Source organism: Granulicella mallensis (assembly GCF_014203225.1).
GTDB lineage: Bacteria > Acidobacteriota > Terriglobia > Terriglobales > Acidobacteriaceae > Granulicella > Granulicella mallensis_A.
Window position 1 is genome coordinate 87,739 of the sequence record NZ_JACHIO010000022.1, and the last position, 16,098, is coordinate 103,836.

Here is a 16,098-nt window from a genome sequence, read left to right on the forward strand (position 1 = left end):
GCGTTAGTGTGACATATAGAGCTCTTATTGAACACATGTCGCCAGCTCTTCAGCCCTAGAGCGTCCTTTTCTAACTGGTATAGAAGGCATTGATCATCGGCGATCGCTGAGTCTGATTCCAAGCAATATGCTCTGTCTGTATTGCGACCTATGCAGGCTCGTTTATACAGGTAGTTTCTCGCTATATATCACGGCTGTGTGTCGGCACTCAGGGATCCGATATTTAGGTTGTTATGATTCAAGATCATGGTGTAGCTCAAAGTATTCTGGAAGTGATTCAGGCTCGCGCAGAACAGCAGCCCGATCGAACAGCATTCATTGCTCTAGAACACGGAGAGCGTGAGATCGACCGAGTCTCATTCAGCGAGTTGGATTTGCGAGCGCGGTCCGTCGCGGCACAGCTACAGGCAAGCAGTAAATTCGGGGAGAGGGTGCTTCTGCTCTATCCTTCCGGGATTGACTTTATCGCTTCATTTCTCGGTTGCTTATATGCCGGAGCGGTCGCAGTGCCAGCGTACCCGCCCTTGAAGAATCGCTTTGCTGACCGGCTGCATTCTATTGTGCAGGATTGCAGACCATCGACAATACTTGTGGACAACGCAACGCTTCACTCTATGGAGCGTCGTAGCAACGATCTTTCTGCAGTGGGACAGATTCCAGTTGTCGCAATAGATCGCAATAGCCCACAGTCTGCAGCTGGCTGGGTACGGCCCGCAGTGGATGGCGGGACCCTAGCATTCCTGCAGTACACTTCCGGATCGACTGGCATTCCCAAGGGAGTAATGGTCAGCCACGGCAACATTTTGGCAAACGTCAGGCAGATTGCTTCTTGCGTGGCGGCCGGAGAGGACTTGGTTAGTGTCAGTTGGCTGCCGCTCTTCCACGATATGGGTTTGTTGGGCACCGTTCTTCTACCGCTTTTTGCCGGCGGCCAGACGGTGCTGATGGATCCTGCAGCTTTTATGCAGAGACCGGCTCGCTGGCTTCATGCCATCACGCAGTTTGGAGGCACAGCTTGTGCGGCGCCGGACTCGGCCTATCTGCTTTGTGCGCAAAAAGTGAGTGCTGAGGAGAAGAGGCACTTAGACCTCAGTAGTTGGAGCGCGGCTTTGAGTGGTTCCGAGCCCGTTCGTGCTTCTACCATTGAGCGATTTACGCGGGAGTTTTCTTCCTGTGGCTTTAACGCCAGAGCGATGCGACCTGTTTATGGAATGGCCGAAGCCACACTGTTCATTACAGGTCAACCCAAGGATACGTATCCTCTCCTGCAGCGATTCAATACCGATCAGCTTAGTCATGGAATAGCCGTAGAGTCGGCAGATGCCGGTGCACAACAGTTAGTGTCTTGCGGTTCGACCTGGGGAGAGCACGCGCTGAAGATTGTCGATTTTGAGACTCGTACTCTCTGCCGTGCAGGAGAAGTTGGTGAGATCTGGTTCGCTGGTCCAAGCGTCGGCAAGGGATATTGGAGACGTGAGGAAGAGTCCAAAGAGGTTTTCAGCGCGCATATCGAGGGCGGTCATTCAGGCGAAAACGTCTATCTTCGCACCGGTGATCTTGGTTTTCTCAATGGCGATGATCTCTTTATAACCGGCAGGCTTAAAGACCTGATTATTGTTGCGGGCAGGAATCTCTATCCCCAGGATTTGGAGCGCACTGCGGAGGACGCCGATCCAGCGCTTGCGTCACATGCTGCAGCAGCCTTCTCTGTAGAGGAGGACGGAGAAGAGCGCATCGTGGTGGCTATAGAGGTGCGCCGCGAGGCCAAGCGATCGCTCGATTCTGAGGCCACGGCATCCGCTATCCGCCGCGCTTTGTCCGAAGAGCATGGCGCCTCGCTACATGCCGTGGTTTTTCTACGGCCAGCCAGCATTCTTCGCACTTCGAGCGGAAAGGTTCAGAGACGCCAAGTTCGCGCCGCCTATCTCCAGGGCGTGGGACTGGAGATTATTGCAAAATGGCAAAAGCTGAGCACTGTAGTACCGGAAGTTTCGAGCCGATCCGAAAGGAGCAATCTGGAAATGTGGCTGGCGGCGCGCATTTCGCGCCTGGCAGGTATTCCGGTGCGGGAGCTTGATCCTTGGCAACCATTCAGCACGTACGGCCTGAACTCGAGTGATGCGATTACCTTGGCGGGCGAATTGGAGGAGCACCTTGGACGCCCGTTTATGCCAACCCTTCTCTATGACTATCCGAGCATTGCGCTCCTGGCGCAGCGACTCAACGAGCAGCCTGTAGATGAAACACGTGCCATGCATGGCAGTGAGAATGAGCCAATCGCAATCATCGGCATGGGATGCCGTTTTCCTGGTGCAAATAATCCAGAGGCGTTCTGGCAGTTGTTGAAGAATGGTCAGGATGCGGTCGCTGCTTCTCCTCGTCGCGTAATGGGCCTTCCTCCGACGGGCATGCTCGAAGAGGTCGACCGTTTTGACGCAGAGCTATTCGGTATCAATGCCCGCGAAGCGGAGATGATGGATCCGCAGCAGCGTTTGTTACTTGAAGTGGCTTGGGAGGCAATAGAAGATAGCGGAATTGCGCCGTCCAGCCTGGCAGGCAGCCGCACTGCAGTTATGGTGGGCATCAGTGGTTCTGATTATGCTCGGTTGATATGGCAGGCGTCGGCCGATATCAGCCCATATGCGACAACGGGCAATGCACTCAGTATTGCAGCTAACCGCATCTCCTATGCTTTTGATCTCCGCGGGCCAAGCTGGAGTGTTGATACCGCGTGTTCCTCCTCTCTGGTTGCGTTGCACCAAGCCTGCCAGGCGCTCCGGCGTGGGGAATGTGACACGGCACTGGTAGGCGGAGCGAATCTTATTCTTGTGCCGCAACTCAGTGCTGCGTTTACTCAGGCAGGCATGCTTTCACCCGATGGGGTGTGCAGGGCTTTCGATGAGAAGGCCAATGGTTATGTGCGTGGGGAAGGCGTAGGCGTTGTGTTTTTGAAACGCCTTTCTGAAGCTATCCGTGCTGGAGATCGCATTCAGGCTGTGGTCCGAGGCGTGGCTGTGAATCAGGACGGCCGCAGCAATGGCTTAACCGCTCCGAACGGGCCGGCACAGCAGGCGGTGATCCGAGAGGCATTGCGAGAGGCTGGAGTAAAAGCTTGCGATGTCGGCATGGTTGAGGCGCATGGTACAGGTACACGACTAGGCGACCCGATCGAGTTGAACTCTCTGATTGAAGTCCTTGAAGAAAATCGCACTCAGGATGATCTTTGTTGGTTGGGATCGGTGAAGACAAATATCGGCCATTTAGAGGCTGCGGCTGGCATCGCCGGTCTCATCAAAGCCACTCTCGCACTCAGACATCAAGAAGTGCCCCCCCACCTTCACTTCACCTCTATGAATCCTTATATTGCGATAGCAGATAAGCCGTTTCATGTGCCCCAGGATGTCATGCGCTGGAAGGCTGGGACGGCAGGGCGGATCGCTGGAATAAGTTCATTTGGATTTGGAGGAACGAATGCCCATGCGATTCTCGCAGAGGGGCCGGTTCGTTCGGAGAGAGCGGTCGTCCAGCAGCATAGAGCGAACCTGCTGGCTTTCGCTGCGCGAACACCGGAAGCTTTAGGGAAGATCGCGGACTCTTATGCCGAGTTTCTCAAGAAGCATCCTGAAACGCAGCTTGAGGACTTCGCCTATACAGTCAATCGCAGCCGCTCTTTCCTGGCACATCGTCAGGTAATCATATTCTCGAGTCGCGAAGAACTTCTGACGAAGTTGGCGCACAGAGAGAAGCCGAGAGCCACAAGCGTGCGCCGCCGAATTGTGTTTCACTTCTGCGGAGAATATGGCGTCGGAGAGACCGCGCTCGAGTTGGCGACTATGCTCCCCGCCTTCCGGAGGTTGCTAGGTTCAGAGCCCGGAGAGCTAGAGACTCGGGCAATTTCAGTTTCAGACTTCCAGTCCGTTCTGGCTCAACTCTGGGTCAGGTTTGGTGTGAGACCACAGGCGATCAGTTGGGAAGGGATTGGGAAGGAGGCAGCGCTGGTCTTCGCCACCTCTCTCGATGAGTCAGTGTTGTTTCTGGAATCGTCCGAGATGTGCCAGGAGGCTGACTGGGTGCTTCCTATCAGCCCGAGCGCGGCCTGTTGGACTTCGATCTTGGATCAACTTGCTGACTTCTATTTGAATGGGGGAAATGTTGACTGGGCGGTGCTCACTTCCAATATTCAACCACAGCGATTGGGGTTACCGACTTATCCGTTTGAGCGAAATAGTTATTGGATAGAGGCGTTCACGCAAGAGCATTCACTGCCAGGCAATGTAAAAGCTGATGAACATTCGGATGCAGTGCTCTATCGTCGCCACTGGGAGTTACTGAAAAGCACGCCCGGCCTGTGGTCGGCAAGCGTAGGCCATTGGCTGATCCTTGCGGACAGGGGAGGAGTAGGAGCGCAGCTGGCAATGGAGTTGAGTCGGAAGGGAAATACTTGCTCGCTCATCTCCGAAGTAGAGGTAGAAAAGCTGTCGCTGCATGACCAGCCTCTGCAGGGCGTCGTTCATTTGGGGAGCCTCGATCTGGAGCCGACTGATATGGCGGGTCGCTCTAAGGTCAGTTCCAGCGTCCTCGCGCTCGTTCGAATGCTTAAAGGAAACCTAGCTAGTGGCAGCAAAACCCATTTGTGGCTCGTTACTGCCGGGGCGATGCCGGTCTTAGAACAAGACGTACCCGCAGTCTCACAGGCTGCACTCTGGGGATTAGGCCAGGCAATTGAGGCAGAGCATCCGGAGTTATGGGGGGGGCTACTGGATGTAGATCCCGCCAGACCCAGTGCCTGTTTGCTAGATGCGATCGAGGGGAGATTCGGTGAAGCTAGACTCGCCTTGCGGGACGGCCAGCGCTATGCGGCCAAGATCCTTCACGACCATCAGCCCATGGAAAGTAATCTGCCGCCCTGCTTTGAGGAGAATGCAACATACCTGATCACCGGCGGCGTGGGTGGTCTTGGCACACGCCTGACAAAGTGGCTTCTGGAGAGGGGAGCGGGCAATGTTGCGCTTCTCGGCCGGACCGTCCCGCAGCAGTCAGTCAATGAGAAGACGCGCTTCTTCCGCTGTGACCTGGCGAATACAGATGAAACGATGGCGGTGGTTCGGGAAATTGAGAATTCAATGCCGCCGTTGAAGGGGATCTTTCATCTCGCCGGTACGCTTGACGATGGACTTCTTTTGGCTCAAAACGGTGAACGTTTTTATCGTAGCGGTGCTGGAAAAGCAGAAGGCGCATGGAACCTGCATCTGGCGAGCCGTGACATAGCGCTTGATTACTTTGTGCTGTTCTCTTCCATGGCATCGCTGGTGACCCTGCCGGGCCAGGGGAGCTATGCCGCTGCTAACTTCGTGCTTGATACCCTCGCGCATCATCGGAGGGCGACAGGCAAGCCCGCACTGAGTGTGAACTGGGGACCATGGGCCGATCTGGGGATGGCAGCCACAGAGTATGGAAGGGCTGCAGTCGAGCGTATGTCGTCGTTCAGCGTTGCAGCACTGCCTGCGGACGTGGCGTTGACCATGCTCGGGCAGTTGATGAGTTCTGGAGCGATCCAAATCGGTGTCACACAACTAGCCTCCGCAAAACTATCCAGAAAGAGCGTGTCAGCAATTACCTCGTCACAGCTTGCCGGATTCCCGATAGAGCGGCACGAAGGTCTGGACCGAGATACGGAATTTGTAATCGCCCTGCGCTCCTGCGCCTCAGTCGACCGTTTTGACTGGCTTGCAGCGAGACTGCTGGAGATCTTCTCAGAAACCCTGCGCCTAACCAACGTGGAAGCTATCACATCGACACAGTCATTTTTAGAAATGGGGGGTGATTCAATTTTGGCGCTTGAACTAACCAACCGGCTTTCCTCGACATTGGGCCGCACCCTACCCGGCACACTTCTCTTCACTTTCCCCACGATCGCGGCTCTGACGGATCATCTGCTTCGCGAACTCACCATGGACCTGGGGACAGCAGATATCGAGGAAGATTCTCGAGACCTGAATGAAGAAGAGCTTACAGAGTTAATTGCAAAGGAGATTGGCGGCAAATGAATCCACAAGGGACAGCGAGCCTGAAGGCAGCTCTCGAAGAGTTACGTCTTCGTCGTCGCGAGATCGAGACTCTTCGTGCAGAGCGCAATCAACCGATCGCGATTATAGGAGCCGCATGCCGATTTCCAGGCGGAAGTATTACACCGGAGCGTTTTTGGGATCTGCTGGACGGTGAGCGCGACGCTGTGAGCGAAATCCCGCGGGATCGATGGAATATAGATGAATATTACGATGCCGATCCGGCGACACCCGGCAAGATGGCTACACGTTATGGAGCTTTTCTCGAGCAGATCGATCGTTTCGATGCTGCTTTCTTCAACATTGCTCCGCGGGAAGCTTTGTTCCTGGATCCGCAGCAGAAGCTCTTACTCGAGGTAGCGTGGGAGGCACTGGAAAACAGCAATATCTCGCCCAAGAGTATTGAAGGATCGCGAACCGGCGTGTATGTCGGCATCACTACTTTCGATCATGCGATTCGGCTAGGCTCTTTGCCGACGCAATCCAGCAGCTACGTTGGAACCGGGACAGCCTTGAACATGGCTGCAGGAAGGCTGTCGTATGTGCTTGGATTGACGGGACCCAGTATGGCTATTGATACCGCGTGCTCGTCATCGCTTGTCAGCCTGCATTTAGCTTGCGAAAGTCTACGGTCTGGCGATACAAAGATGGCGCTTGCGGGTGGGGTACACCTGATTCTCTCTCCTGAAGTGATGGTGAGCTTTTCTCAGGCGCGCATGCTGTCGCCCGACGGCCGTTCAAAGGCGTTCGATGCGGCTGCTGATGGATACGTGCGTGGAGAAGGCTGCGGCATGGTGGTTCTCAAGCGACTTGACGACGCAGTTGCAGATGGGGACCGCATTCTCGGTGTCGTGCGCGGTACCGCAGTCGATCAGGATGGAGCTAGTGGTGGCTTGACAGTGCCGAGCCGAGCATCACAGGAACGTGTGATGCGGCGTGCTCTGGAGCAGGCCGGTCTCGCCCCGGAAGAGATCGGCTACATAGAGGCGCATGGTACTGGTACCTCGCTTGGCGATCCTATTGAGGTCGAAGCACAGACCCATGTGTATGGAGCCAACCGACCAGCGGCCAGCCCACTACCCATTGGATCGGTTAAGACTAATATTGGGCACCTCGAGTCGGCAGCCGGTATTGCTGGGCTTATTAAGATACTTCTTTCATTTAAAAATGGGCGCATCCCCGCGCAGCTTCACCTTGAAAGACTAAATCCATTAACACCTTGGGCGTCGATCCCGATCACGGTCGCACAGGAACCGATCTCCTGGCCAACAGGCAAGGCAAAGAGGATCGCGGGACTAAGTTCTTTTGGATTTAGCGGAACTACGGCCCACGCTTTGATTGAAGAACCTCCAGCTATGGCTCCCCGAGCTATCGGCCGGACGACGTTGCTGGTCTCTGCAAAATCTACAACGGCTTTGGAATCTCTCACGAAAGACTACAGACAGATGCTCGAGGGAGCCTCTGCTGAAGAAATATCGGCTGTTTGTCGATCGGCTGCTGTTGGGCGCTGCCATTTCTCCTTTCGTGCCGCGCATGTGTTTTCATCGAACAGTACTTTCACGGGACAAATAAAACGCGGAAAGGCTTTCCGGCTTGCGTTTTGCTTTGATCTTCAGGATGAGCGCGCAGTAACTTCGGCAGCTGAGTTATACCAAACAGAGGCAGCGTTTCGGAGAGCTTTCGATAGCTGTGGTGTTCCTCTAGATGCGCTTTATTCAAGACTCGGCAGATTCGCGGCAGGTTATGCCTGGGCGCAGTTGTGGCGATCCTGGAGCGTCGAGCCTTATGTAGTTCTAGGTATTGGTGCCGGCCAGTTGGTCGCGGCTTGTCTTGCGGGTGTGATGAAGCGCGAGGATGCACAGCGGCTGCTTGCCGCGTGGGACTCGGAGCAGGAGTGGGAGCAGATTCTGCGTGAGATCCGCCTGGCGCAGCCCTCCGTAAAGCTGATAAGCAGTGACAACGGTGAGCAGATCTCGAGCAGTCAAGCGTCCGATCCCTCCTATTGGACAAAGCAGCGGAATATCTCATTGAACCGTGGCAAGGTCCGGCAAGAACTCGGTTTGCTGGCGATTGACGTTACACTTGGTTCGCTGCGGGCCGGAGCTTCGCTGGAACGCGCAGTCGCGGCGCTCTACATCCGCGGACTCAGTGCCGATTGGGACCGCATCTTTGCCGAGAGCGGCCAGCCTGAAGGCATGCTGCCTAACTATCCATTCGAGCGGCAGCGATTCTGGCTGGAAAAGCCGGAGGTTGCAGCCGTTGTAAATTCCTCTGTTCATTCACAGGTGCTGCCAACGAAACCAGTTGGAGATCCTGCGATCCAGCGGTGGTTCTCTCATATCTCGTGGGAGGAGATGCCTGCGAAGTCGATGGCATTGACAGAGCCAAGAGGCTCCAGCTGGCTTATCTTTGCAGATCAGGATGGCTTGGGCCGCAGGCTCGCACGGCTGCTCGCAGCCAGGGGTGTGGTGTGTACTCTGGTGAACGCCGGTGCCGCCGAGAGTCGCGCGAGCGGAATGGAAGCCCTTAAAGAAGTTTCGATTGATCCGCGAAACGGAGAACAGTTTCAGGAGTTGATTTCCCATTTCGGCGGTGACAATCGGCGCATAGTTTTTCTGTGGGGGCTGGATAAAGGAGAACCCTTTTCTCATGCAGCAGCCTTGCTCCTGCTGGTTCAGAAGGTCAGCACGATTCGGCCCAAGAATAGCGTGAAGATGTGGGTCGTTACGCGCGATGTCGTCGGAGCTGGCTCTTCGCCGCAGATCTCCGGACTTACCCATGCGTCGATGCGCGGTCTTGCCAAGGGTGCTCTGGCGGAACACCCCGATTTGTTCGGATCGCTCATTGATCTAGCTCAGACGGCGTCGGATGACGAACCTGAGGTACTTCTGGCAGAGATTCTGAATGGTGGAAGAGAAGATCAGGTGGCGCTGCGCTCCGGTATGCGCTACGCTGCCCGACTTACGCAGCCGATTCAAGCTCCGGTTTATTCCCCATTGCGTGTTGATCCAGATGCTTCCTATTTAATCACTGGGGGCTTTGGAGCTTTGGGCATGCGGACCGCAGAGTGGCTCATTGCCCGGGGTGCCCGCTCCCTCATCCTCACCGGAAGGCAGGGCCCGGCAACACGCAACGCCCACGAGGCGATAACCGTACTTCGAAGCCGAGGCGTAACGGTTCAGGCTGAAGCGTGTGATATCGGCGATGCGGGGCAGGTGCGGAAGCTCTTTGAAAGGCTCGCCGGAGGAGTTGCACCGTTACGTGGCATCATCCACGCCGCAGGTGTCGCAGGTTACAAGGCTTTTCTGGAGGTAGATTTCGCAGATCTGGAGGCGGTGCTACGCCCGAAGACCGTCGGAGCGTGGCTGCTGCACGATCACAGCCGCCATTTACCTCTGGACTTTTTTATTCTTTACTCCTCAATTGCTTCTGTATGGGGATCGCCCAAGCAGGCGCACTATATGGCAGCAAACAGTTATCTCGATTCACTGGCCCATTACCGCCAGCTACTTGGATTACCCGCAACGAGTATCAATTGGGGACCCTGGGCGCAAGGCGGTATGACCTCTCAGGTGACCGAGACATTATTGCGAGGTATTGGAATCAATACCTTCGATCCAGCTACGGCACTCGATGCGCTGGACTATCTATCGGGAACTACGCAAGTCACGATTGCGGACGTTGACTGGAATGTTTTTCAGCAGTCGTATGAAGCGCGTGGGCAACGTTCGTTCCTCGATTCCATCCGCGGATCAATTGACAATGTGACGCACGTAGATACTACTCCGCATATAGCGGCGCCTCCGGCATACATGCGCTTGTCAAGTGGGGAGCGGAGGCGCTTCTTTGCTGAACTGATTGAGCAAAAAACGGCCGATGTTCTCGGGTTCGGGACGGGGTATCAACAGGGAACGCTCGATCGCGACCAGGGTTTTTTCGATATGGGCATGGATTCGCTCATGGCGGTCGAGCTTCGTTCGCAGTTGCAAAAAGCGACTGGTGTCAGCCTGCCCGCTACCGTGCTGTTCGATCAGCCGTCCATTCATGCATTGGCTGATGCTCTGCTTGAGCACAGTGGCACTTTTGCAGAGACTTCGTCTGCCACGGTGAGCAGTCTCAGAGAGACGCGTTCCATATCTCCACATCAAGAAAGATCCCGGGCTGTCGGCACTCCTGGAACGGTTGCATCTTTCGCATCCTCAACGCCGACGCAAAGCTTTTCGCTCAAGGAGGATGTTGACGAAGACGTCGCAATCATCGGCATGAGTTGCCGTTTTCCAGGCGATGCTGACAGCCTGGACGCATATTGGCGGCTTTTGCGCGATGGTGTTGACGCTATTACCGAGATTCCCGGAGAACGTTGGGACGTTGAAGCGTATTACGATCCTGATACGGAAGCTAAAGGCCGTACCTACAATCGTCATGGCGGTTTTCTTCGGAATGTGGATCAGTTCGACCCGGCGTTCTTCAAACTCACTCCACGAGAAGCAGCATCCATGGACCCCCAGCATCGCCTGCTTCTCGAGGTCAGCCATGAGGCGCTGGAGCATGCCGGACTGCCTGCCGAGAGTCTCAAGGGAAGCCAGACGGGGGTGTATGTTGGGATCACGACGAATGATTATGCCAACCTTCAACTAAAAAACGCTTCAACTTCGCCTATCGATAGCTACTTCCTCAGCGGCAACCCGCTGAACGCTGCGGCTGGCCGCCTCTCCTACTTCTTCGGCTTCCATGGCCCGAGCCTGGTTCTCGATACAGCCTGTTCATCCTCACTTGCCGCCATCCATACCGCTTGCCAGAACCTGCGTCACGGAGAGTGTGATCTCGCCCTTGCAGGAGGAGTGAACCTGATTCTTTCGCCGGATAATACCGTCGCACTTTCCCGTGCGCGTGCTTTGTCTCGCAAAGGTCGATGCAGCACCTTCAGTGCCGGTGCGGATGGATTTGTGCGCAGTGAAGGGTGCGGCGTTCTCGTGCTCAAGCGGCTTGTTGACGCTAAGGCAGCGGGAGATCGAATATTGGGCATTGTTCGCGGATCCGCAGTGAATCACGATGGCGCATCAACTGGATTTACCGCGCCAAACGGCAGTGCACAGGAAGCGGTCATGCGTAGTGCGCTCGGCAAGATTCCTGCGGCCTCTGTCGATTATGTCGAAGCCCATGGGACCGGTACACCTCTGGGAGATCCCATCGAGGTGCAAGCGTTAGCTGCAGTTTATGGCAAAGATCGCATGGGCCATAACAAGCTGCTGATTGGCTCAGCGAAGACGAATATTGGCCATACGGAGTCGGCTGCGGGGATGGCAGGTGTGATTAAGATGCTGCTGGCGTTTGAGCACGAGCAGATTCCGGCGCATCTTCACTGTGAGCAACCGAGCGAGATCATTCCATGGCACGCAATTGCGATCGAGGTCTGTTCGTATAGGCTGTCCTGGCCGCGTACCGAACGGCCTCGACGGGCAGGTGTAAGCAGTTTCGGAGCGAGTGGCACAAATGCCCACCTGATTCTGGAAGAAGCCCCACTCGCAGCTCCAGCAGCCCTGGAAAGTAGGCGCAAAGTATATCCTCTGGTGCTTTCGGCCAAGACAGACATGGCGTTGCTTGAGCTGGCTGCGCGCTATGAGCGCTGGTTAGGTGCCAATCCCGAGCTCGATATTGCTGCCGTGTCTGCATCCGCCTCGGTGGGCCGGTCCCACTGGTCACACCGTTTGGCTACGGCCGTCTCCTCTCGCGAGGATGCTGTCGCGATGCTTAAGCAGTTTCAGCAGGGAGACAAAAAAGAGGTTCGTCGGCAGGTTGCTGCCCGGATCGCATTCCTTTTCACCGGCCAGGGTTCCCAGTATGCGGGTATGGGGCAATACCTGTACAAGACCTACCCGGTCTTTCGTGAAGTACTGGATCGTTGCTGTGCAATCGCTGATCCATTGCTTCCAGGCTCACTTCTCGATGCCATGTTTTTCCGCAAGGAGGTTCTCGACCAGACTGCGTTCTGCCAGCCGGCGCTGTTCTCCTTTCAGGTGGCTCTTGTCGCTTTGCTCAAACAGTTCGGCGTTTCACCGGACGCTGTCATCGGTCATAGTGTGGGAGAGTTTGCCGCGGCTGTGGCTGCGGACGTGTTCTCGCTCGAGGACGGTTTACGCATCATTCTCGAACGTGGCCGCCTGATGCAGGATTTACCTGCGACTGGGAAGATGGTTGCGGTTCTTGCGGACATAAGCATTGTTCAAGAAGTGATCGCACCCTATAGCTCTACCATCTCTATCGCTGCCGTCAATGGTCCTCTCAATACTGTTATCTCTGGAGAAGTCTCAAGTATCGCGGCAGTGCTGGACGTGTTAAGTGCCCGCCAAGTCAGGTTCATTCCACTGAACACCTCGCATGCTTTTCACTCCAGCCTGATCGAGCCGATGCTCGATCGGTTTGAAGCCTCTGCCCGCGCGGTTCATGCCGCACCTCCGGCCATACCCCTCTACTCGAATCTCACTGGCACCCTTCATAGAGAAGCACTGGATGGGAACTACTGGCGTCGGCACGCACGGCAGGCTGTGCAATTCTCCGCCGGTATTCAAAGCCTGGTAGGGGATGGGCTGGATGTTCTGATCGAGATAGGTCCAAATGCGGTTTTGTTGGGAATGGCGCGTGCTTCGCTACCGGCTGGATGGCACGGCGAGAGCGTCGGACTCCAAGGACCGCAGCGCGAGGAAGAAGCCTTCATAGGTGCGCTGCTGCAGCTTTATAGGCGAGGCATGGACATTCGGTGGGCTGCATTCCAGCCTCAGCCTGTGCATCGAATTGATTTACCCCAATATGCGTTCCAACGCGAGCGGGTGTGGTTTGAAGCAAAGGGATCTCCAGCGGTACAGCCTCTGGCAAACCCCCTCCTTTCATCGGATCAGCCGATCCCCTCAGGGGGGACGACGGAAGATTGGTTGCGAACGAAGATGAGCGAGCTTATTCATGTCGCTCCGGAGACGCTTGATATAGATCAATCGTTCCTGGATATGGGTACCGACTCTATCGTGTTGATCGAAGCGACTCTGCTGATCGAGAAGCAATACGGAACCAAGCTCTCTATGGGGCGCTTTTTCAACGATCTTCATACGGTCCGCTTGCTTGCGGCCTATTTGGACAAGAACTATCCCCGCAAGAATTATCCCCCGCAGGTACCGAAGGCAGTTGAGCTGATAACTCCTGCTGTATCGTCGCCGGAAAACTCTGCTGCTCCATCGGAGCAGTCGGTGGAACGTATGCTGCTGGAGCAGAACCAGATGCTCATCCGGCTTCTTACGGACCAGGCAGATTTAGTGCGGTCCATCCTCGGCAAGTCAGCTCCAGAATCTGGGATGAATCGGCCCATCGCAACCACTTGGGAAACCGCGGATTCTCAAGACAGCTCTTCTGTCGTTACTCGTCCTGGATCGAGTCCTTCGCGCACTGCTGTGGACGAGTCGTCGGACCGGCTGCCTCTGCTGCGGCAGGAACGTCCGGAGCAGGTTCCGTTGTCCTACGCGCAGGAGCGGCTATGGATGTTGGAGCAGCTAGGGGTGCCTGGCGGTGCGTATACGATCTCTGCCGGCATGAGACTCCCGGGCGATCTGGATGTATCGGCCTTTGAGTCGGCGATGGCGGCGTTGACGGAGCGGCATGAGAGTCTTCGGACTCGTTTTAGGAGCCGTGACGGCGTTGCCTATCAGGTAATCGATCCTGCAGGCCGGGTATCCATTCCAGTGGAAGATCTGAGTCATCTTTCGAGGGACGACCGGAAGCGAGAACTGCAGCGGATCGGAGCAGAGGAGGTAAGTAAGAGCTTCGATCTGGAGACAGGGCCTCTTCTGCGGGTGCGTTTGTTGCGTTTGGAAGCGACAGAGCACGTGATCTTGCTGGCGATGCACCACATCATCTCGGATGGCTGGTCGATGGGCGTGTTGATTCGCGAGATCGGTATGCTTTACAGCGGCTTCACGAGAGGGTTTTCGGCAAAACTGGCGCCGCTGTCTGTGCAGTACGTGGACTATGCGTTATGGCAACGAGGCTGGCTGCAAGGGGAAGCCCTGGAGCGTCAGCGCCGGTATTGGCAGGAGCAGCTTGCTGGAGCGCCGACTGCACTGGAGCTGCCGTTGGACTACGTGCGGCCAAAACAGCAGAGCTTTCGAGGCGCGACGTTGCCGGTAGAGTTGGGTGCAACGCTGACCTCGGCTTTGGAAAGGCTGGCGCGGAAGGAAGGTGCAACGCTGTTTATGGTGTTGTTGTCTGCTTTCCAGCTGGTGCTAAGCCGGTGGAGTGGGCAGGACGATGTTGTGGTCGGCACGCCGATCGCCAACCGCACCGAGCCGGCAGCAGAAGGGTTGATTGGATTTTTCGTCAATACTTTGGCGTTGCGTGCCGAATTGAAGAACAGTGGGAGCTTCCGTGAACTGCTGGTGCAGGTTCGCGAGAGGACGCTGGGAGCCTACGCGCATCAGGACCTGCCTTTCGAGCAGGTGGTGGAGTTGTTGCGGCCGGAGCGCGACATGGGAAGACAGCCGGTCTTCCAGGCGATGTTGGCGCTCAACCTGGTTCCTGAGGAACTGACGCTGCCGGGCCTGGCTGCTGAGCGGATTGAGTTCGAGGCATTAACTACGAATTTCGACCTGACACTAAATCTGACTGCGAGTCCTGAAGGACTGAGCGGACGGCTGGAATATGCCACGGATCTGTTTGCCCCTGCAACGATGGAGAGGTTATACGGGAGTTTCCGGCGCGTGCTGGAGGCGGTCGTTACGGATCCGGAGCAGCCCATAGGCAAGATTGCTTTATTGTCTGTCGAGGAACGGGAGCAGTTGCTGGTGGGGTGGAACGCGACGGAGATTCCTTATCCGTCGGAGGCGACGATCCATAGTCTGTTTGAGGCGCATGTGGAGCAGAGTCCCGAGGCGACCGCGGTCGTGTTCGAGGAGGAATCGCTAAGCTACGGGGAGCTGAACCGTCGGGCGAATCGTCTAGCGCATGAGTTGGTGGATCTGGGAGTTCGTCCGGACGATCGTGTAGCGATCTGCGTGGCGCGTTCTCTGGAGATGGTGGTAGCGCTGCTGGGTGTTCTGAAGGCAGGTGGAGCGTATGTTCCACTGGACCCGGCGTATCCAGTGGATCGTCTGAGCTACATGCTTGCGGACTCCGGTCCGGTGGCAGTGGTGACACACGGGGTGGCGCGGGGGACCCTGGAGCAAGCTCTGGGTGGGCTGGAGGTGCCGGTCCTGGACCTCGATCTGGAGGCCTCCTGGCACAACCGGCCGGAGACCAACCCCGATGCGAAGGCGCTCGGGCTGCGGTCCACACACCTGGCCTATGTCATCTACACCTCCGGTTCCACTGGGCAGCCCAAAGGCGTCTTGATTGAACATCGGGGCGTGGTCAACATGATCGAAGCCCTTAAGTCACATTATCGGATCGTTCAATCTGACCGCATGTTGCAGTTTGCGTCTTCAGCATTTGATATGTCCATCGAGGAGATTTTCGGGGCTCTTTTGTCCGGCGCTACGCTTGTTCTGCGCAGTGATCGGTGGTTGAAGAGCAATGAAGAATTTATTGCATGCTGCAAGTGTTTCAAGATAACCATAGCGAATTTGCCTTCAGCGTTCTGGGAGCAACTCATTAAGGAAGAGGCTCTGGCAATTCCTCAGTGTCTTCGCCAGATAATGATTGGCGGTCAAGCGGTCAGTCAGAGTGCTTTAGTTAGATGGTTTAAGCGCGATGGACATCGCCCCAGACTTATTAACGCGTATGGTCCGACTGAAGCATCGGTCAATTCCACGCTGTTGGACGTTCGGCCTGAAGACGTTATCCATTCATCGATCGGTCGACCGATATCGAACACGCGGATCTACGTTTTGGACGAGCATGGTGAGCCTGTGCCTGTAGGAGTTGCTGGGGAGTTGTACATCGGCGGGGCGGGGGTGGGGCGCGGATATCTGAACCGTGCGGAGCTGACGGCGGAGCGGTTTATTGCGAGTCCTTTTGTGGTGGGGGACCGGTTGTACAAGACGGGGGATTTGGC

Annotated in this window: 2 protein-coding genes; both read left to right on the plus strand. The window is 56.0% G+C overall.

What is annotated here, in order from left to right; translation table 11 throughout:
- The first annotated feature begins 233 nt into the window (after positions 1–233).
- Entirely contained in the window at positions 234–6,047 is a 5,814-nt protein-coding gene (locus tag HDF15_RS21275) for an SDR family NAD(P)-dependent oxidoreductase (protein WP_184259248.1), read from the plus strand.
- Positions 6,044–16,098, plus strand: a 10,055-nt coding sequence (locus HDF15_RS21280) for a non-ribosomal peptide synthetase/type I polyketide synthase (RefSeq protein ID WP_184259250.1), incomplete at its 3' end; no start/stop codon positions are given. The genes HDF15_RS21275 and HDF15_RS21280, both read left to right, overlap by 4 nt.

What these genes read in the sequence shown, in the direction of transcription:
- HDF15_RS21275 (WP_184259248.1), top strand. Translation starts at nt 234, where the DNA reads ATGATTCAAGATCATGGTGTAGCTCAAAGTATTCTGGAAGTGATTCAG.